This is a genomic window from Alcanivorax sp. REN37 (assembly GCF_041102775.1).
GTDB classification, from domain to species: domain Bacteria; phylum Pseudomonadota; class Gammaproteobacteria; order Pseudomonadales; family Alcanivoracaceae; genus Isoalcanivorax; species Isoalcanivorax beigongshangi.
Genome location: NZ_JBGCUO010000001.1, coordinates 1,531,862 through 1,551,438, shown reverse-complemented (window position 1 = coordinate 1,551,438; position 19,577 = coordinate 1,531,862). Strand labels below are relative to the sequence as shown.

The following is a 19,577-nucleotide window of genomic DNA, read 5'->3' as shown; positions in this document are numbered from 1 at the left end:
GCCTCTGGACAACAAAGGCCGCCAGCGCTGACTCTCCCTCAGCGAAGACCGTGACACTGGTCAATGGAATAAATGCAATTTTACGTCCGCGCCGGTAATTGCCATGTCATCCACGGGTCATCTGTCGGTATAGTGCAGCCCGATAAAGCGGAACTACCATCCCAGTCACAGCGCTGACCTAGCACGGGGAGAATCATGCGTTACCGGGTCCCGCCCGCGCCCGCATACGGGCAGATTGAGCACCAGGGACTGCCTTTGATGCAGCAGCCCAGCTTTCTCTGCGCGAGCCGTATTGGCCGCCTACGCTTGCTGCTCTATCTGATGCTGACGGTGCTGGTGGGGCATGCGGCGATCTTGCTGATTCTGGCTGGCCACGGCCTGCTCACCGGCGGCAGTGCGCCGACCGCATCGGTGTGGAACGTGGTGCTGATGTGCTACGCCGCCCAGCTCGGTTACGCGGTAGTGCTGGTAATGCGGCGCCTGCATGACCTGAACTTGTCCGCCTGGTGGCTATTGCTGCTACTGATTCCGGTGTTCAACCTGACGTTGCTGGCGGCACTGCTGGCGATGGGCGGTAACAGCTACGACAATCGCTACGGCCATATGCCGGCGCCAAATGGCAAACTTACGCTGGCCGTGGTGCCGGTGGTGTTGGTCGCCGTCACCGGCTTTTCGGCACTGATCTTGTCAGAAACCGTACGCAGTGAAGCCGAAGCGCCGACGCAGGTGCACGCAGGCCGTTGACCCGCGCCGGCAATCGCCGAATTTACACCAGCGCTTGATCCGCCACGATAATGCCGTTGTTGTCGACATACACCCACTGCCCCGGCGTGAACGTCACCCCACCGAACACCACCGGGATGTTCAACTGACCCTCGTCGCGGCGCACGCTTTTAATCGGTACGCAACCGAGCGCCATCACGCCCAGATCCAGGCCTGCCAAGGCATCCACATCGCGGCACGCGCCGTGGATGATCACCCCACTCCAGCCGTTCTTCACCGCGCTCTCAGCGATCATGTCGCCGATCAGGGCATTGCGCAGCGAACCGCCACCGTCCACCACCAGCACTTTGCCGGCGCCGGGAGTCGCCAGGCGCTCTTTCACCCGCGAGTTGTCCTCATGGCATTTGACGGTATCGATCTGACCGGAAAAACAGTGACGGCCGCCAAATTGGCGCCAGTGCAGGCCGGTTACCACCGCCACGCTGCCTTCGTTGGCATCGCTCAGATCGCAGGTCACAAATTCCACGTCGCACCTCATTACTTGGTTACTGAACAGGCCGCCAGCTCGGTGAGCTGGCGGTAATAAAGGATGTCCTCGCCCGGCTGTCGACGGGCGGCAGCCACCGCCAACGCCTGGCCGACGCAATCCGCCTTGATCGCACGCCAAGACGGCGTACGTGCGCCAAGCAGTGGTTCGATAGCGCCCATCAGCCGACCGGCCACCGCTTCGCCAGTACGACGCTGACTGCGCTCACCGAGCAGCAGCGACGGCCGCGCCAACACCAGCGACGACCACGCCAAGGCCCGCACTGCGGCCTCGGTTTCCGCCTTCACGCGCGGATAGAAAAACATGGAGTTAGCGCTGGCGTTGCTGGACGACACCATCAGCCAATCCGGCGTGCCGGCGGCGCGTATCGCGCAGGCCAAACGCACGATCAAATCATGGTCCACTGCCCGAAAGGCAGCACGGGAGCCGGCGTCGCGCAACGTGGTACCCAGGCAGCAGAGTGCACAGTCCACCGCTAAGAACGATTCCGGCAGCGGTGTCTCCGGGCGCAAGTCATGCTCCACCCATTGCAGCCGCGGATGTGCAAACGGCGCCGGCCGACGCGCCAGCACGCGCACTTGGTCCCAGTGGCCACTAGCGAGCAATTCCTGCAACGCAGCCTGCCCCACCAAACCGGTGGCACCGAGCAATAGCACGCTGCTCATGGCAATACCTCCAAGGTCGGCGCCGATGGTGTCGATGGCAGCCAATGCATCAACACCGTTTCCAGCTCTTCCAGCCGCACCGGCTTGGCAAGGAAATCGTCCATACCCGCGGCGAGGCAACGCGCCTGCACCCCTTCCACGGTGGCGGCGGTGAGCGCGATGATCGGCATGCGCTGTTCGCGATGCGGCATCGACACCGGCGTGGCAGCTTGGCGCTGCGCCCATTGCTCGCGCTCCCAAGCGCGGATGCGGCGGGTCAGCTCAAAGCCGTCCATGCCCGGCAGCACGCAATCCATCAGCACCAAGTCGAAATGTTCGTCGGCCAGCAGCGCTAGAGCTGATTCAGCGTCCGGCGCGGCTTTGGCTTGGTAACCGAGATGGTCAAGGAACAATGACGCCACCTGCTGGTTGACGGCGTTGTCCTCGACGATCAGCAGCCGATAGCGGCGCCGCCGGGCACGGTCTTCGTCGGTTTCCTGATATTGGAAGTCATCCACCACCGGCGTATCGAGCCCATAAATGGCGGCCAAGGTGGTGCGGATGGCGGTACGGTACAGCGGCTTGGTGACCACCAGCATGTCGCTCTGCTGCACCAACTGCTGCAAGCCGGGATTGGCACGCTCATCGATGTCAGCCGCCAGCAGCAATCGGGATGCCGCCAGGTTTTCATCCGCCTGCACCGCGCGGCACAGATTCAGCGCACTCTCCCGGCGACCGTAGGTGTCGATGATGACCAAGCTGTAATCGCGATGCTCGCGATGGGCATCGCGCATACGCGACAACGCGTCCTCGTAGCCCTCCACCGCATCCACATGGGCGTCGAAGAAGCCAAGCTCCTCCTGCAGCACCGCCGCGGTGCCCGAAGCGCTGCCCACCACCAGTACCGGCTCATCGCGCAGCGCGCGGCGCAAATCGCCACGTTCGCCGAGGTCTGGCTGGGCGTCCAGCGGCACCTCGAACCAGAAACGACTGCCGGCACCGAGCTGGGACTCAACGCCAATGCGACCGTTCATACGCTCCACCAACCCTTTGCACACCAGCAGCCCAAACCCGCCCTTGCGCACTGCAAAGGGGTCGGCATCTGGGCCCAACAGTTCGTCCTCGAACAGGGTCGCCAAGGTGGACTCCGACATCCCCACGCCTTGGTCGCTGACGCTGCACAGCAGCGTGCCGCCGCGTTCGCTGCGCATGTCGAAACTGACATCCAGACGGATCTCACCGGACGTGGAAAACTTGATGGCATTGCTGAGCAGGTTGTTCAGCACCTGCATCAGCCGTTCGCGGTCACCGCGCACCCGGCGCGGCAGATCGCGGGCCAGGGCGCCGGTCAATTCCACATCGTGGTCTTGGGCGATGTTGCCGTAGGCATCCAGCGACTGTTCCAGCGCAGCGCGCAGGTCAAAGAAATCCGGATTCAGCACCAGCCGGCCGGTGAGGATGCGGCTGTAATCGAGCACATCGTCAATCAAGGACAGCAGCAGGCGACCCGATTGATCGGCCACCAGCTGGTACTCCTGCTGCTCGTCGGTGAGTTCGGTTTCGCGGATCAGCGTCAGCATGCCGAGCATGCTGTTCAGTGGCGTGCGCAGCTCATGGGCCAACCGGTGTACCACGCCCAACTGCACCGCGGCGCTCTGGCGCTGCGGGGCCGGCGCCTCCTCCTCATCACGCTGCGGACGGCGTTCGCGCGCCAGCGCGTGCCAGAAGGTGTCATGCAGCTGGCCGAACATGCGGTACAGGAAAATCAGGAACACACCGAGCAAACCTGCCAGCAGCAGCGCCTGCGGCTCACGCAGCCACATCAGCGCGGCGATACCGGGCACCAGCATGATCAGCAGGTACAGTTGGCGCACCGCCAAACCAGACATCCAGGCGCTGGACAGCGCGGTGCTGACGCCGACGTTGTAGAGCGCCACCGCGAAGAAATTGAAGCTGACACCGTAGTGGATGGTGACCACGCACAGCAGCGTGCCCCATACCGCCGCGTGCGCCAGCAGACCGAGACCGAACAGTTTGCGCCAGCGCGCCGGGCCAGACGCATGCAAGCTGTCAAAGCGGGCGGCGATCAGCAGCCGGTAGGCGGTCACCACCAACAGCAGTACGCCCAACGCCAGTGTCATGCCTTCAAAATCGGCATACAAATGGCCGGAATACGCCACCAATGCATACACCAGCACGGCGGCCAACTGGCCGACCAGGGAAGCACGCGCGGCGCCCAGATCAATTCGCCGAAGAACTTTGCGGTCCTTGCTGACCGCGGCAGGACGGCCCATGCCACATCTCCCTGTTTGCGAGGCGGCAAATTATCACTGTTCGACGGCAACGACGCCACCGCACTACCACTTTACGTTAACGTAAACTTCTACTAGCATCCGCTTCCATGAGCACATCACTGCAATCCGACAAACGCACGGCGGGTAAGACTTACAGCATCGGTGAATTGGCCCGCGAGCTGGACGTCACCACCCGCACCATCCGGTTCTACGAGGACATGGGGCTGCTGATGCCGCAGCGCCGCGGCCAGACGCGCATCTACAGCCCCGCCGACCGGGTCAAGCTGAAGCTGATCCTGCGCGGCAAGCGGCTCGGCTTCTCGCTTAACGAAAGCCGCGAATTGATCGAGCTGTACAACCCGAGCACCGACAACAACGTCAAGCAGCTGCAAGCACTGCTGGACAAAATCGACGAAAAACGCGCGCAGCTGCGTCAGCAACTGCACGACATTGAAGTAATGCAACTGGAGCTGGATGAAGCCGAGCGCCGCTGTAAAGCGAGCATGAAAGACATCCGCGCCGCTGAATAACAACGACACCCACGGAGACCTCCATGACGTTCCCGAGCCTCAAATTCGATTTCGATGACACTTTGACTGCGCTGCAGGACATGGTGCGCCAGTTCGCCGCCAAGGAAATCGCCCCGCTGGCAGCCGATATCGATCGCGACAACCAGTTTCCGATGCACCTGTGGCCGCGTCTCGGCGAACTGGGCCTGCTCGGCATCACCGTGAGCGAGGAATACGGCGGCTCTAACCTGGGCTACTTGGCTCACACCTTGGTGATGGAAGAAATCTCCCGTGCCTCGGCCTCGGTCGGCCTGTCTTACGGCGCTCACTCCAACCTGTGCGTCAACCAGATTTCCCTCAACGGTACTGCTGAGCAGAAAGCCAAATACCTGCCCAAGCTGGTCAGCGGCGAGCACGTCGGCGCGTTGGCGATGAGTGAGCCGGGAGCCGGTTCCGACGTGGTCAGCATGACCTTGCGTGCCGACAAGCGCGGCGACCACTATGTGCTCAACGGCAACAAGATGTGGATCACCAACGGCCCCGACGCCAGCACCTATGTGATCTACGCCAAGACCGCTCCCGATGCCGGCCCGCGCGGCATTACCGCATTCATTGTTGAGCGCGACTTCCCTGGTTTTTCCCGTGCCCAGAAGCTCGACAAGCTCGGCATGCGCGGCTCCAACACCTGTGAATTGGTGTTCGAGGACTGCGCGGTGCCGGAAGCCAACATCCTCGGCCGCCTCAATGAAGGCGTGAAAGTGCTGATGAGCGGCCTCGATTACGAGCGCACCGTGCTGGCTGGCGGCTGCACCGGCCTGATGCAGGCGGCCATGGATGTGGTGGTGCCCTATGTGCACGAGCGCAAGCAATTTGGCCAAGCGATCGGCGAATTCCAGCTAATGCAAGGCAAGCTGGCCGACATGTACGTGACCATGAACGCCAGCCGCGCCTACCTCTACGCGGTGGCGCGTGCCTGCGATCGCGGCGAAACCAGCCGCAAAGACGCCGCCGGCGCCATCCTGTTCTGCGCCGAAAACGCCACCCAGCTGGCGCTGGACGCGATCCAGTGCTTGGGCGGCAACGGCTACATCAACGAATACCCCACCGGCCGTCTGCTGCGTGACGCCAAGCTCTACGAGATCGGCGCCGGCACCAGCGAGATCCGCCGCATGCTGATCGGCCGCGAACTGTTCAAAGAAACCGCCTGAGGCGCCCGCCCATCACCCGGTGAATGACCATGACCAAGATTGTTTCTTCGGTGTCGGTGAACGGGCCTGAGTTTCAGGCCAACCGCACCCATAACCTGGCGCTGCGCGACGACCTGCTGGCGCGGCTCGCCACTATCGCTGACGGCGGCGGTGCTGCCGCCCAAGAACGCCTGCGCCAACGCGGCAAACTGCCGGTGCGCGAGCGTATCGAGCGGCTGCTGGACAGCGGCAGTCCGTTCCTGGAAGTGGGCGCTTTTGCCGCCCACGAGGTGTACGACGAAGCGGTGCCGGCTGCCGGCGTGGTGGCCGGCATCGGGCGCGTGCAAGGCATCGAGTGCATGATCGTCGCCAACGATCCCACCGTAAAAGGCGGCAGCTACTACCCGCTGACGGTGAAAAAACACCTGCGTGCACAAACCATCGCCGCCGAGAACCGCCTGCCCTGCATCTATTTGGTGGACTCCGGCGGCGCCAACCTGCCGCGCCAAGACGAAGTGTTCCCCGATCGTGAGCACTTCGGTCGCATCTTCTTCAACCAAGCCAACATGTCCGCCCGTGGCATCCCGCAAATCGCGGTGGTGATGGGCAGCTGCACCGCCGGCGGCGCCTATGTGCCGGCGATGGCCGACGAAACCATCATGGTGAAGAACCAGGGCACCATTTTTCTCGCTGGCCCGCCGCTGGTGAAAGCGGCCACCGGTGAGGACGTGACCGCTGAAGAACTCGGTGGCGCCGCGCTGCACTGCGAGCAATCCGGCGTGGCGGACCACATGGCCGACGACGAGCTGCATGCGCTGTCGCTGGCACGCCAAGCCGTGGCGCGGCTGAACCGCATCAAGCGCGTGGAGCAAGACCTGCGTGAGCCGGTCGCACCGGCCTACGACGTCAACGAACTCTACGGCCTGATACCGGCCAACCCGCGTCAGCCGATGCCGGCGCGCGAATTGATCGCGCGTATCGTCGACAACTCCGAACTGGACGAATTCAAGGCCCGTTACGGCACCACGCTGGTGACCGGCTTTGCCCGGATCCATGGCATGCCAGTGGGCATCATTGCCAACGACGGCGTGCTGTTCTCGGAAGCGGCGCAAAAAGGCGCCCACTTCGTGGAACTGTGCTGCCAGCGCAACATCCCGCTGGTGTTCCTGCAGAACATCACCGGCTTCATGGTCGGCAAGAAATACGAAGCCGAAGGCATTGCCAAGCACGGCGCCAAAATGGTGACCGCGGTGTCCTGCGCCCAGGTGCCGAAATTCACCGTGGTGGTGGGCGGCAGCTTCGGCGCCGGCAACTACGGCATGTGCGGCCGCGCCTACGATCCGCGCTTCATGTTCATGTGGCCCAACGCCCGCATCGGTGTGATGGGTGGCGAGCAGGCGGCCAGTGTGCTGACCCAAATCAAAGCGGCCTCGCTGGAAAAACAGGGCAAGCAATGGGATGCCGACGAATCCGCTGCTTTCCAGCAAGACATGGTCGGCCTCTACGAGCGCATGGCGCACCCCTATTACGCCAGCGCACGGCTGTGGGACGACGGCATCATCGATCCGGCCAGCACCCGTGATGTGCTCGGCCTGGCGCTGTCGGCCAGCCTCAACGCCCCGATCGAACCGACGCGCTTCGGCGTGTTCCGCATGTGAAGGAGAACACCATGAGTGTTGCAGTCTCCATTAAGGGCGCCATTACCCGCATCACGCTGGACCGCCCGGACAAGCTCAATGCGTTCGACGAAACCGTGATCGCTGATCTGATCCAAGCGCTGCAGGACAGTGCCGATCACCCCACTCGGGTGATCGTCATTGCCGGCGCCGGCAAGCATTTCTGCGCCGGCGGCGACCTCGGCTGGATGCGGCGCATGGCCGACAAAAACTGGGACGAAAACCGTGCCGACGCACGCCAGCTGGCGGCGCTGATGGCAGCGGTAGACCAAGCCCCGAAACCAGTCATCGCCCGCGTGCAGGGCGCCGCCTACGGCGGTGCCACCGGCTTGGTATGTGCCGCCGACATCGCCGTGGCCGCCGACAACGCACGGCTGTGCCTCAGCGAAGTGCGCATCGGCCTGCTGCCGGCCGCCATTGGTCCCTATGTGGTACGCGCCATCGGCGCTCGCCAAGCGCGCCGCTACTTCATGACCGCCGAGGAAATCAACGCCCCGCGCGCACTGGCGCTGGGCATGGTTCACGAAGTCGTCCCGGAAGCAGAGCTGGATGCCTGCATCGACCGCATCATCGCCGCCCTGCTCACCGGCGCCCCGGGTGCCCAAAACAAAGTGCGGGAGGCGGTGGCACGCATGGACGCACCGATCGACGACGATCTGATCGAATACACCGCCGAGCTGATTGCCGGCCTGCGCATGGGTGAGGAAGGCAAGGAAGGCCTCAACGCCTTCCTCGAAAAACGCCTGCCCGCCTGGCGCACCGATAACCACAACAACCAAGGAGCACGGACATGATCCGTCGAGTGCTGATTGCCAACCGTGGCGAAATTGCCTGCCGGGTGATGCGCACCTGCCGGGCGCTGGCGATTGAAACCGTCGCCGTCTACTCCGAAGCCGATGCCGACCTGCCCCACGTGCGGCTGGCCGATCAAGCGGTCTGCGTCGGCCCGGCGCCGGCACGCGAAAGCTATCTGGACATCGAGCGCATCCTGGCCGCGGCGCGTGCTACCGGCGCCGATGCGGTCCATCCCGGTTACGGCTTCCTGTCCGAGAACGCTGCCTTCGCCGAAGCCTGCGAAGCGGCCGGGCTGGTCTTCATCGGCCCCACCGGCCATGCCATCCGGGTGATGGGCGACAAGGCCGCCGCACGCCAGCTGATGGCCGAGAGCGGCGTGCCGGTGCTGCCCGGTTTCGACCGCGAAGGCGCCAGCGACGATGAGCTGCGCGCCGCCGCCGAAAACGTCGGCTACCCGCTGTTGATCAAGGCGGTGGCCGGCGGTGGCGGCAAAGGCATGCGTATCGTTGAAAAAGCAGCGGCGTTTGACGAAGCGCTTGCCGCCGCGCGCCGCGAAGCACGCGCCGCGTTCAATGATGACCGCGTGCTACTGGAGCGCTACCTGGCCCGTGCCCGCCACGTGGAAGTGCAGGTGTTCGCTGACACCCTCGGCAACACCGTGCACCTGTTCGAGCGCGACTGCTCAGTGCAGCGTCGCCACCAGAAAATCATTGAAGAAGCGCCGGCTCCCGGTGTCAGCGACGCACTGCGCGCCGCGCTCGGCGCCGCCGCGGTGAAAGCCGCCGAGGCGATCAACTACCGCGGCGCCGGCACAGTGGAATTTCTGCTCGCCGAAGACCAGCAGTTCTACTTCATGGAAATGAACACCCGACTGCAGGTAGAGCACCCGGTCACCGAACTGATCACCGGCGAAGACCTAGTGGCCTGGCAGCTCACCGTGGCGCAGGGACAGCCGTTGCCGAAGCGTCAGGAGCAACTGCAGTTGAGCGGCCACGCCATGGAAATCCGTTTCTATGCCGAAGACCCTGACAACCAGTTCCTGCCCTCTTCCGGTCTGCTCAGCCATGTGCGCTGGCCGCAACGCCCCGGCGTGCGCGTCGACACCGGCTTTGAAGCCGGCAACCGGGTCAGTGATTTCTACGACCCGATGCTGGCCAAGGTGATTGCGGTCGGTGCTGACCGCAACCAAGCGCGACTGCAATTGGCGCAGGCGCTGCGGGAAACCGAAGTCGCCGGCATTCAGCACAACCTTGGTTTCCTGGCACGGGTACTGGAGCATCCGACGTTCGCGGCCGGCGAGCTGTCCACCCGCTTCCTCGACGACCACGCCATCACCACCGGCCTCGACCCGGCCCAGCACCACTTGCGCCTGCTGGCGGCCGCCTGTCACGCACTGGCGGCGCCGTCCGACAGCGCCGATCCGTGGGCACGCTTGCAGGGCTGGCGCCCGCAGGGTCATCGCCAGGACCTGGTGGTGTTGGTGGACCAGGAACAGGAATACAGCGTCCGTTTGCGCCAAGACGACAACGGTCTGGCGCTGTCGGTAGACGGCGGCGACTGGCTGCTGGCCCGCGCCGACACCGACCGTGGCGCCTTCCAATTGGGTGACCAGAGCGGTCAGTTCAGCGCCGCCCGTGACGGGGAGCAGTTGTATCTGTTCGACCAAGGCTTCGTGCTGCGCTGGTTGGTCAACCCGGTGCGCACCGGTGAACAGGGCCAGGCTGGCCGTGGTTTTGCCGCGCCGATGAACGGCACCTTGGTGGCCAATCACGTGGCCCCGGGCAGCCATGTCAAAGCCGGCGATGCGGTGGTGACCATGGAAGCCATGAAGATGGAGCACACGCTGCGCGCACCGACTGACGGCCAGGTGCTGGAGCTGCCCTTCAGCGCCGGCGATGCTGTGTCTGAAGGCGCCCTGCTGGCCACCTTCGTTGCTGACGGCGAATAACGGAGCCACGCCATGACCGAACTCCTGTGGACCCCGGCGGCAGAGGCTGCCGCCAATACCCTGCTCGGCCGCTTCTGGGACGAAGCGCGCCGCCGCAGCGGGCTACCGCTGGCCGACTACCGCGCCCTGCACCACTGGTCAGTGGCCGACAGCGGCGCGTTCTGGACCCAGCTGTGGCACAGCACCGGCATGGTCGGCGACGGCGCGCTGACGCCGGCCTGCGAGCCGGCGGCACACCCGATCGACAGCCGCTGGTTCCCCAACCTGCGCCTGAACTACGCGGAAAACCTGCTGCGTCATGCTAGCGAACGCCCGGACGCCGTAGCCTTGGTGGCAGTGGATGAAGCCGGCCACCGCAATAGCCTGACCTGGGCCGAGCTGCAGCAACGCACGGGTCGCGTGGCCGCGGCGTTGGCCGCGCGCGGGGTCAGCGCCGGTGACCGGGTCGCGGGCTGGCTGCCCAACGGCGCTGAAGCGGTGATTGCCGCCCTCGCCACCAGTTGGCTGGGCGCAGTGTGGTCGTCCTGCTCACCGGACTTCGGCCCCGAAGCGGTGCTCGACCGCTTCGGCCAGATCGAACCCAAACTGCTGTTGGTGGCCGAGGGGGTGCAGTACAACGGCAAATGGCTGGACCTGACACCGCGTTTGGACAAACTCGCGACCGGCCTGCCCGGCACCGAACTGGTGGTGCTGCGCCAAGATACCGCCGCCTGCCCGTTCCACGCTTGGCAGCACAGCGAAACAGCATTGCCGTCCTACCAGCGCCAGCAGTTCGACGCGCCGCTGTACGTGATGTACTCCTCCGGCACCACCGGCAAGCCCAAATGCATTGTCCACGGCGTCGGCGGCACCTTGCTGCAACATGCCAAGGAACACTGGCTGCACGGCGACCTGCATGCTGAAGACCGCTTCTTCTACTACACCACCTGCGGCTGGATGATGTGGAACTGGTTGGTGGGCGGGCTGCAAACCGGCGCGACCGTGGTGCTGTACGACGGCAACCCGGCGTGGCCAGACAGCAGCCGACTGTTCGAACTGCTGGAGGCGGAGCGCATCACCCACTTCGGCACCAGCGCCAAGTTCATCCAGGCGGTGGAGAAATCAGGCTTGGTGCCGCAGGAGCGCTTCGACCTGTCGACGCTACGGGTGCTCTATTCCACCGGTTCGCCGCTGCTGGATGCCAGCTTCGACTTCGTTTATCGCGCCATCTCGCCGACGGTACAGCTGAGTTCGATCTCCGGCGGCACCGACATCATTTCCTGCTTTGCGCTCGGTAACCCGCTGCTACCGGTGTACCGCGGCGAGCTGCAGTGCGTGGGGCTGGGCCTAGATGTAGCGGTGGTGGACGAGCACGGTCAGGCACTGACCGATGGCAAAGGCGAACTGGTGTGCCGCAATGCCTTCCCGTCGATGCCCGTGGGGTTCTGGAACGATCAAGACCGCAGCGCCTACCGCAAGGCGTATTTCAGTCGCTTCGACGGCATCTGGGCGCACGGCGATTACGCCGCCCTGCACCCCCATGCCGGCCACGATGGCATCACCATTCATGGCCGCAGCGATGCCGTGCTCAACCCCGGCGGCGTCCGCATCGGCACCGCTGAGATCTACCGGCAAGTGGAAACACTGCCGGAAATCCGTGAAAGCGTGGTGATCGGCCAAGAGTGGGACGGTGATGTGCGGGTGGTGCTGTTTGTGGTACTGCAACCGGGCGCGCAGCTCGATGACGCGTTACAGCAGCAACTGCGCCAACGTATCCGTCAGGGCGCCAGCCCACGCCATGTTCCAGCAGTGATCCTCGCGGTGCCAGAAATTCCACGCACCGTGTCCGGCAAGATCGTCGAGCTGGCGGTGCGCGATGTGGTGCACGGCCGCCCGGTGGGTAACCGCTCGGCGCTGGCCAACCCGGACGCGTTGGAGCATTTCGCCAACCGACCGGAACTGACCTGAGCGATGGCACCGGACCTGCCCGGCCAGTGCCGGGCAGGTCGATCTCGTTGGCCAGGCGCTGTGTTCCGACCATCGCGCTGACTGCGTTGCTCCGGCCCGGTGAGGGCTGTCACATCCGCCTCAAAGCCCCGCTCCACAGCGCCTAGTAGCACAAGCACCAAACCAAGACGCGCACCGGGACATCCAGTGATCGGGCCCGCAACCGCCAAGCTTGCCTACCCCGAACCCACTGAGTACTTACGCCCCCACCCTGCTTAGTGCCGTTCTGATTGCCTGGTGCCCTGTCTCCGCCCAGACGCCCGTGCCCTTAATAATGCGCGGCTTCTGGCAACCACGCGGCCTATCAGAACAACCTCAGCCAGCAGCTGGTGCAGCCACCAGCACTGGCATGCGATCGTCCGCTACGCCGCTAAAGTCCGCGCCCGGCGTTGCGCAGCTCCCCTCCAAGCACTTTGCCCGACTCACGGCCCCCAGCGATGCTGCGAGCCGCCCACCGCGCCCCCACCACCGAGAACCAAAAAGCCCGGCAATCGCCGGGCTTTTTGGTATCCGCCAGAACACTCAAATCAAGCGTTCTTGCCGACTTCCAAGGTCTTGGTCAGCGCTGCCACTGCGGCGCCCACGTTGCCCAGCTCGGCCGGCAGAATCATGGTGTTAGTGGCTTTTGCCAACTTGCCAAACTCGGTGACGTACTGCTCCGCCACCCGCAGCGCCATGGCGTCCTTGCCGCCGGCCTCCGCCAGCGCCGCCGCCACTCGCTCCAGACCACGCGCAGTCGCTTGGGCAATCAGTTCGATTTCCTGCGCCTTACCTTCTGCTTCGTTGATCTGGCGGGTCTTCTCGGCCTCAGACAGGTTGATCATTTCCTGCTTCATACCTTCCGAAACGTTGATCTTGGACTGGCGCTCACCTTCTGACTGCGCCACCACAGCACGACGCTCACGCTCGGCGCGCATCTGCTTTTCCAGTGCATCAAGGATGGTGGCCGGCAATTGAATGTCTGCGATTTCATAACGCAGCACCTTCACGCCCCACGGCTGTGCCGCTTCGTCCAGCGCTTTCACCACCTGCGAGTTGATGGTCTCGCGCTCTTCAAAGGTCTTGTCGAGATCGATTTTACCGATCACCGAACGCAGCGTGGTTTGTGCCAACTGAGTGGCCGCGAAAATGTAGTTGCTGATGCCGTAGCTGGCCATCTTTGGGTCGATCACCTGCAGGTAAATCACCCCGTTGACCACCACCTGGATGTTGTCCTTGGTGACGCAGGACTGCTGCGGCACGTCGATGGCTTCTTCTTTCAGGGTGTGCTTGTAAGCCACCTTGTCGACAAACGGGATCAGGATGTGGAAGCCAGCTTCCAACGTGGTGGCGTACTTGCCCAGGCGCTCCACCACGAACGCCGAGCGCTGCGGTACCACGCGCGCGGTCTTGGCAATCGCCACCACCACAAACATCAGCGCCAACAGCGCCAGAATTGTTCCCAACTGCATGTTCAACTCTCCTATTGGGCCATCGCCCTATGCTTCAATTCGGCGCCTGGCGCGCCACTTTCAACACGATCCCGTGGTTGCCGCACACCCAAGCGCTGTCACCGGCCACCAAAGCATCTTCACTTTCCGCGTCCCAACGGGCGCCATGCAGTTGCACCACACCACGGCCATTGTCGAAGTCGGTCATCACCGCCACCCGCTGGCCGTAGGTGTCGCTGTGCATATCGCCGCCTTGGCCGCGATCAATGACATTGCCTTTCAGCCAGCGCTTGAAGCGCCGCCGCAGGCCGAACAGGATCACTATGCTGGCCAGCGCGAAGGTCCACACCTGCATATCGAAGCTGTTCAACACCCCGGCCCACACCAACACCCCCACCAACAAGGCGCCGAAGCCAAAGAACACTGCGATGACGCCCGGAATCACGAACTCCGAGATCACCAGCAGGAAGCCGAAAATGAACCACCAGCCGTAGACCGGGATCATCCATTCTATTTCTTGCATTGTGTTTGCCTCCCTCACTGCCACACCCGCGGCAGCCGCCGGTCATATTACCTCGCCTGCCGTGATGACGGGCACAAAAAAGCCCGGCAAGCCGGGCTTTTTTGTGATCGAGCGCGCGTCTCAGAGCTTGGCTTCAAGCGCCGGTACGGCTTCGAACAGGTCTGCCACCAGGCCGTAGTCTGCCACCTGGAAGATCGGGGCTTCTTCGTCCTTGTTGATGGCCACAATGACCTTGGAGTCTTTCATGCCGGCCAAGTGCTGGATGGCACCGGAGATACCGACTGCGATGTACAGATCCGGGGCAACCACTTTACCGGTCTGGCCCACCTGCATGTCGTTCGGTACGAAACCAGCGTCCACAGCGGCGCGGGAAGCACCGACAGCAGCACCCAGTTTGTCGGCCAAGCTGTACAGCATGGCGAAGTTGTCGCCGTTCTGCATGCCACGACCACCGGATACCACAACCTTGGCTGCGGTCAGTTCCGGACGGTCGGACTTGGCCAGCTCTTCGCCGATGAACGCGGACTTGCCAGCGTCCTTGGCCACGTCCAGGTTCTCAACGGCAGCCGCGCCGCCTTCGGCCGCAGCGGCGTCGAAGGAGGTGCCACGCACGGTGATGACCTTGATCGCGTCGCCGCTCTGTACGGTGGCAATGGCGTTACCAGCGTAGATCGGGCGCTTAAAGGTATCGGCGGACTCTACGCCGCTGATCTCAGAGATCATGCCGACGTCCAGCAGCGCGGCAACGCGCGGCAGGAAGTTTTTGCCGTTGGTGGTGGCCGGCGCCAGGATGTGGCCGTAGTCTTTGCCGACTTCGGCAACCAGGTCACCGACGTTCTCGGCCAGTTGGTTGGCATACGCCGCGTTGTCAGCCAGCAGCACCTTGCTAACGCCGTCGATTTTGGCAGCTTCTTCCGCCACCGCAGCGCAGCCTTGACCGGCAACCAGGACAGTGATGTCGCCGCCGATGGCCTTGGCAGCGCTGATGACGTTCAGGGTGACCGATTTCAGCGCAGCGTTATCGTGCTCTGCATAAACCAGAATGCTCATTAGATCACCTTCGCTTCGTTCTTCAGTTTTTCCACCAGCTCATCTACGGAGCCGACCTTGATACCGGCAGAGCGCTCAGCAGGCGGCTCTACTTTCAGGGTCTTCACGCGCGGGGTCAGATCCACGCCCAGATCCGCCGGAGACAGCGTATCCAGTTGCTTCTTCTTCGCTTTCATGATGTTCGGCAGCGATGCGTAGCGCGGTTCGTTCAGGCGCAGGTCGGTGGTCACCACCGCCGGCAGCGACAGCTCAACGGTCTGCAGGCCGCCGTCGATCTCACGGGTCACCTTGACCTTGCCGGACTCCACGTTCACTTCGGACGCGAAGGTGCCTTGCGGCATGCCGGTCAGCGCAGCCAGCATCTGGCCGGTCTGGTTGTTGTCGTCATCAATGGCTTGCTTGCCGAGGATGACCAGTTCCGGGGATTCCTTCTCGACCACTGCTTTGAGCGCTTTGGCAATGCCCAGCGGCTGAACAGCGTCTTCGGTCTCGATCAGAATGGCGCGGTCGGCACCCAGAGCCATCGCGGTGCGCAGTTGTTCCTGAGCGGCTTTGCTGCCCACGGTTACGACCACGATCTCGGTGACAACGCCTTTTTCCTTCAGGCGAACCGCCTCTTCCACTGCGATCTCGCAGAACGGGTTCATGGCCATTTTGACGTTGGCCAGGTCCACACCGCTTTGGTCCGCCTTCACGCGTACCTTCACGTTGTAGTCCACGACCCGCTTGATCGGTACAAGAACCTTCATAGGATCCTCGGATTTAGTTGCTTGGAGTGACTGGACAAGGGGCCCCGCCGCAGCACAAAAGGCGCGCCCCCGCGTTAACGAGGGCCGTATGGTGACGCCAGCCTGTGGCCTCGTCAATAGCCGGAGCATTGGCATTTTTCACCAAAGCCTTTGATTTTTCAGCAAATACACGCCCTCAGAAGGGGCTTTATGTGTGCAAAAAATCGCCAAACCCTGTGCTGACCGGCTGGATTTGTCGCGCAATTTCAAACATTTGTTTCATTTAAAGACGTCAAATTGGCCGTTTGGTACCGTCTACAACGGGTTTTCGGTCATGGCGGGCTGTGGCGATGCCGGTTTTCGGTCTATATACTGCGCGCCACCCCGAATTTGCCCGTCCCGACGGGCAGTAGCTTTTCAAACTGCTGACATTTAGGAGACAGGCTGTGGAACGCGAAGCTATGGAAGTCGACGTTGTCATCGTCGGCGCAGGCCCCTCCGGCCTTGCCACTGCGTGCCGTCTGGGCCAGATCGCTCAAGAGACCGGCCAAGAACTGAGTATCGTTGTGGTGGAAAAAGGCTCCGAGGTCGGCGCCCACATCCTTTCCGGTGCCGTGCTCGAACCACGCGCCATGAACGAGTTGTTCCCCAATTGGAAAGAACTCGGTGCTCCGCTCAACACCCCGGTGAAAGACGACGAGATCTTCTTCTTTACCGGCGCCCAGAAAGGCACCCGTGTGCCGAACTTGTTCGTACCGAAGACGATGCACAACGAGGGCAACTATATTGTCTCCCTCGGCAACGTCTGCCGCTGGCTGGGTGAGCAAGCCGAAGCGCTGGGTGTGGAAATCTTCCCCGGCTTCGCTGCCACCGAGGTGCTGTACAACGAAGACGGCTCTATTAAAGGTATCGCCACCGGCGACTTCGGCATCGACCACAACGGCGAGCAGAAGTCCGGCTATACCCCGGGCATGGAGCTGCACGCCAAGTACACCGTGTTCTCCGAAGGCTGCCGTGGCCAGCTGGGTAAGCAGCTGATCAACAAGTTCAACCTTGATGACGGCAAAGATCCGCAGCACTACGGCATCGGTATCAAAGAACTGTGGGACATCGATCCGGCCAAACACCGTCCGGGCTTGGTGGTGCACACCGCCGGCTGGCCGCTGAGCGAATCCGGCTCGCCGGGTGGCGGTTTCCTGTACCACCTGGAAAACGGCCAAGTGGCGCTGGGTCTGATCGTCGACCTGTCCTACTCCAACCCGCACGTTTCGCCGTTCGACGAGATGCAGCGTTGGAAGACTAATCCGGAAATCAGCCAGTACCTAGAAGGCGGCAAGCGCGTAGTGTACGGCGCCCGTGCCATCACCAAGGGCGGCCTGCAATCACTGCCGAAAATGAGCCTGCCGGGCGCGTTGCTGGTCGGCTGTGACGCTGGCACCTTGAACTTCGCCAAGATCAAAGGCAGCCACACCGCGATGAAATCCGGCATGATCGCTGCGGAAGTGATCGCTAAAGCGCTGGCTGCAGGCCGTCAGAGCGACGAGCTGGTGGAGTACAAAGACGCCTTCGAAAAGAGCTGGGTATTTGAAGAACTGTACGCCCAGCGCAACTTCGGCCCGGCGCAGCACAAGTTCGGTAACTTGGTGGGCTCCGCCTACGCCTTTATCGACATCAACCTGTTCAACGGCAAGCTACCGTGGACCATGCACGATACGGTACCGGACTACGCCACGCTGAAGCTGGCCTCAGAGTCGAAGAAAATCGACTACCCGAAGCCGGACGGCAAACTGACCTTCAACAAACTGGACTCGGTGTTCCTGTCCAACACCAACCACGAAGAAGATCAGCCCTGCCACCTGCGTTTGACCGACCCGTCGATCCCGATCAACGTCAACTTGCCGAAGTGGGACGAGCCGGCACAGCGTTATTGCCCGGCCGGTGTGTACGAAGTGGTCGCCAACGACGACGGCTCCAAGCGGTTCCAGATCAACGCGCAGAACTGCGTGCACTGTAAAACCTGTGACATCAAGGACCCCAGCCAGAACATCACCTGGGTGGCCCCTGAAGGCACCGGCGGCCCGAACTACCCGAACATGTAATGTCCGGTGGTGTCCGCCCATAAAAAAGCCCGGCTGAAGCCGGGCTTTTTTATGGCGTAAAAGCAGCGTCAGTCGCGCAGCACATAGGCAAGGATCTCCACCACCTGCTCGGTGGTCTGCGCCCACGCCAAGGCGGCAGCATCCACTTCTTTGAGCGGATGCACGATGTCTTCCGCGTGCAGCGTGATGTACGGCTTGTTCAACGCCGCGCAGAAACCCGCGTCAAACGCCGCGTTCCACTGTTTGTATTTATCGCCAAAACGCACCACCACCAAATCAGCCTGCTCAATCAGCGTCTTGGTGCGGATGGCGTTGACCTTGGCCGATTTGTGGTCGCGCCAGAATGGCACGGATTCGGCACCCAAACCGTCGCCGGCGGCGTCGCTGGCATCGTGGTCGGTGACGGCGGAGGTGAAGCGTACAGCCAGACCGCGCGCTGCTGCACCTTGGATGATCTGATCGCGCCAGTCGGTGTGGATCTCACCGGACAGGTAAACGGTAAAGGACATCGTTGCTCCCACTGTGTCGAGAAAAACGGGCCCGCCGGGGCCGCAAAACGATGGGCGATGGTAGCACGCCGGCGTTAATCCTGCCGGACGATGGCGGTGTCCAGGCGGGTCAGCCCGAAGCCCTGCAACACCCGCTGCAACGCCGGATCAACAACGCCGGAGGTCAGTAGCACGCGGTCTTCGCCGGCCGCTGCATCACGCTGTGGCAGCAGCGACCGGGTGCGGCGGGCGATGGCTTCCGCGGGATCAAGCCAGTCCACCGGCCACGGCGCCACCGCACGCAGGGTATTGAGCAAGAACGGATAGTGGGTGCAGGCCAGCACCACAATGTCGGTGCGCTGACCCTCCTGTTCGACAAAGCAGGGCGCGATCAATTCACGCAGTCGCTGCTCGTCCACCGCATCGCCACGCAGCTGCTGTTCAGCCATGGCCGCGAGGCCGGCAGCGCCCACCAACGTCACCCGGCAACTGGCGGCAAACTCATCGATCAGTTCGCGCGTATAGGCACGCTGCACGGTGCCCGGCGTGGCCAGCACCGACACCTGGCCCGAGCGGGTGCGCGCCGCCGCCGGCTTAATCGCCGGCACCGTCCCAACAAACACCACCGCTGGGTACGCCGCGCGCAGATCCGCCAACGCCAGTGTCGACGCCGTATTGCAGGCAATCACCACCACTTGCGGCGCATAACGCACCAGCAGGGTCCCGAACAGCGCCACCAGACGTTCGCGTAGCGCGCCTTCCTGCCAATCGCCGTAAGGAAAGCCGGCATCGTCGGCGACGTAAACGAACGGATAATCACGCACCTGCGCGCGCAACTCACGCAGCACCGACAAGCCACCCAGCCCGCTGTCGAACACCAATACCGGTGCTGCCGCCCTCTCCTGCCCGTCCATGCCCTGCCTCGGTTCTGTGTTTGACGGCGGCCATGC

The 19,577-nt window shown here is 63.1% G+C and carries 17 protein-coding genes; 8 read left to right on the top strand and 9 right to left on the bottom strand.

Annotated elements, in window-relative coordinates; all coding sequences use genetic code 11:
- The first annotated feature begins 258 nt into the window (after positions 1-258).
- Positions 259-744, top strand: coding sequence for a DUF805 domain-containing protein (locus AB5I84_RS06970; protein WP_369455139.1), 486 nt, complete (start codon positions 259-261; stop codon positions 742-744).
- A 22-nt stretch (positions 745-766) separates the two neighbouring features.
- On the opposite strand, the gene rraA is transcribed toward AB5I84_RS06970, so the two are convergent.
- The 3 genes from rraA to AB5I84_RS06955 are packed head-to-tail and all read right to left on the bottom strand — an operon-like array spanning position 767 to position 4,208.
- Complete coding sequence (gene rraA / locus AB5I84_RS06965; protein WP_369455138.1) at positions 767-1,249, bottom strand: ribonuclease E activity regulator RraA; 483 nt, start codon at positions 1,247-1,249, stop codon at positions 767-769.
- A gap of 11 nt (positions 1,250-1,260) precedes the next feature.
- Positions 1,261-1,935: an NAD(P)H-binding protein gene (locus tag AB5I84_RS06960; protein WP_369455137.1), complete on the bottom strand. Its 675-nt coding sequence runs from the start codon at positions 1,933-1,935 to the stop codon at positions 1,261-1,263.
- Entirely contained in the window at positions 1,932-4,208 is a 2,277-nt protein-coding gene (locus AB5I84_RS06955) for a response regulator (RefSeq protein WP_369455136.1), read from the bottom strand. The genes AB5I84_RS06960 and AB5I84_RS06955 overlap by 4 nt, the downstream gene beginning before the upstream one ends.
- Before the next feature lie 107 nt (positions 4,209-4,315).
- Between AB5I84_RS06955 and AB5I84_RS06950 the strand changes: the two genes are divergently transcribed.
- Genes AB5I84_RS06950 through AB5I84_RS06925 form a run of 6 tightly spaced genes read left to right on the top strand, consistent with a single transcriptional unit; the run spans position 4,316 to position 12,270 of the window.
- Complete coding sequence (locus AB5I84_RS06950) at positions 4,316-4,738, top strand: MerR family transcriptional regulator (RefSeq protein ID WP_369455135.1); 423 nt, start codon at positions 4,316-4,318, stop codon at positions 4,736-4,738.
- 23 nt (positions 4,739-4,761) lie between these two features.
- Positions 4,762-5,925 carry an isovaleryl-CoA dehydrogenase gene (locus AB5I84_RS06945; RefSeq protein ID WP_369455134.1) on the top strand — a complete coding sequence of 388 codons (1,164 nt, stop codon included), beginning with the start codon at positions 4,762-4,764 and terminating at the stop codon, positions 5,923-5,925.
- A gap of 29 nt (positions 5,926-5,954) precedes the next feature.
- Entirely contained in the window at positions 5,955-7,562 is a 1,608-nt protein-coding gene (locus tag AB5I84_RS06940) for a carboxyl transferase domain-containing protein (protein ID WP_369455133.1), read from the top strand.
- Between the two features lie 11 nt (positions 7,563-7,573).
- Positions 7,574-8,374 (top strand): enoyl-CoA hydratase-related protein, encoded by an 801-nt coding sequence (locus tag AB5I84_RS06935; RefSeq protein WP_369455132.1) that lies wholly within the window; start codon positions 7,574-7,576, stop codon positions 8,372-8,374.
- The gene (locus AB5I84_RS06930) at positions 8,371-10,323 is read left to right on the top strand and encodes an acetyl/propionyl/methylcrotonyl-CoA carboxylase subunit alpha (protein WP_369455131.1); all 1,953 of its coding nucleotides are present in this window, start codon (positions 8,371-8,373) and stop codon (positions 10,321-10,323) included. The genes AB5I84_RS06935 and AB5I84_RS06930 overlap by 4 nt, the downstream gene beginning before the upstream one ends.
- 12 nt (positions 10,324-10,335) lie before the next feature.
- Positions 10,336-12,270 (top strand): acetoacetate--CoA ligase, encoded by a 1,935-nt coding sequence (locus AB5I84_RS06925; RefSeq protein ID WP_369455130.1) that lies wholly within the window; start codon positions 10,336-10,338, stop codon positions 12,268-12,270.
- A gap of 566 nt (positions 12,271-12,836) precedes the next feature.
- Here AB5I84_RS06925 and AB5I84_RS06920 read toward each other — a convergent pair.
- From AB5I84_RS06920 to AB5I84_RS06905, 4 genes are all read right to left on the bottom strand, one after another.
- Positions 12,837-13,760, bottom strand: a complete 924-nt coding sequence (locus tag AB5I84_RS06920; protein WP_369455129.1) for an SPFH domain-containing protein — start codon at positions 13,758-13,760, stop codon at positions 12,837-12,839.
- A gap of 34 nt (positions 13,761-13,794) precedes the next feature.
- Positions 13,795-14,262 (bottom strand): NfeD family protein, encoded by a 468-nt coding sequence (locus AB5I84_RS06915; RefSeq protein ID WP_369455128.1) that lies wholly within the window; start codon positions 14,260-14,262, stop codon positions 13,795-13,797.
- A 120-nt stretch (positions 14,263-14,382) separates the two neighbouring features.
- The gene (locus AB5I84_RS06910; RefSeq protein ID WP_369455127.1) at positions 14,383-15,312 is read right to left on the bottom strand and encodes an electron transfer flavoprotein subunit alpha/FixB family protein; all 930 of its coding nucleotides are present in this window, start codon (positions 15,310-15,312) and stop codon (positions 14,383-14,385) included.
- A complete protein-coding gene (locus AB5I84_RS06905) occupies positions 15,312-16,061 on the bottom strand; it encodes an electron transfer flavoprotein subunit beta/FixA family protein (protein WP_369455126.1) in 750 nt (249 codons plus the stop codon). The genes AB5I84_RS06910 and AB5I84_RS06905 overlap by 1 nt, the downstream gene beginning before the upstream one ends.
- A 425-nt stretch (positions 16,062-16,486) precedes the next feature.
- Between AB5I84_RS06905 and AB5I84_RS06900 the strand changes: the two genes are divergently transcribed.
- Positions 16,487-18,139 (top strand): electron transfer flavoprotein-ubiquinone oxidoreductase, encoded by a 1,653-nt coding sequence (locus tag AB5I84_RS06900; RefSeq protein WP_369455125.1) that lies wholly within the window; start codon positions 16,487-16,489, stop codon positions 18,137-18,139.
- A 68-nt stretch (positions 18,140-18,207) separates the two neighbouring features.
- Here AB5I84_RS06900 and AB5I84_RS06895 read toward each other — a convergent pair whose 3' ends face one another.
- Both AB5I84_RS06895 and murI read right to left on the bottom strand, forming a co-directional pair.
- Positions 18,208-18,648: a YtoQ family protein gene (locus AB5I84_RS06895; RefSeq protein ID WP_369455124.1), complete on the bottom strand. Its 441-nt coding sequence runs from the start codon at positions 18,646-18,648 to the stop codon at positions 18,208-18,210.
- A 74-nt stretch (positions 18,649-18,722) separates the two neighbouring features.
- Positions 18,723-19,541, bottom strand: a complete 819-nt coding sequence (gene murI / locus AB5I84_RS06890; RefSeq protein WP_369455123.1) for a glutamate racemase — start codon at positions 19,539-19,541, stop codon at positions 18,723-18,725.
- Between the last annotated feature and the right edge of the window lie 36 nt (positions 19,542-19,577).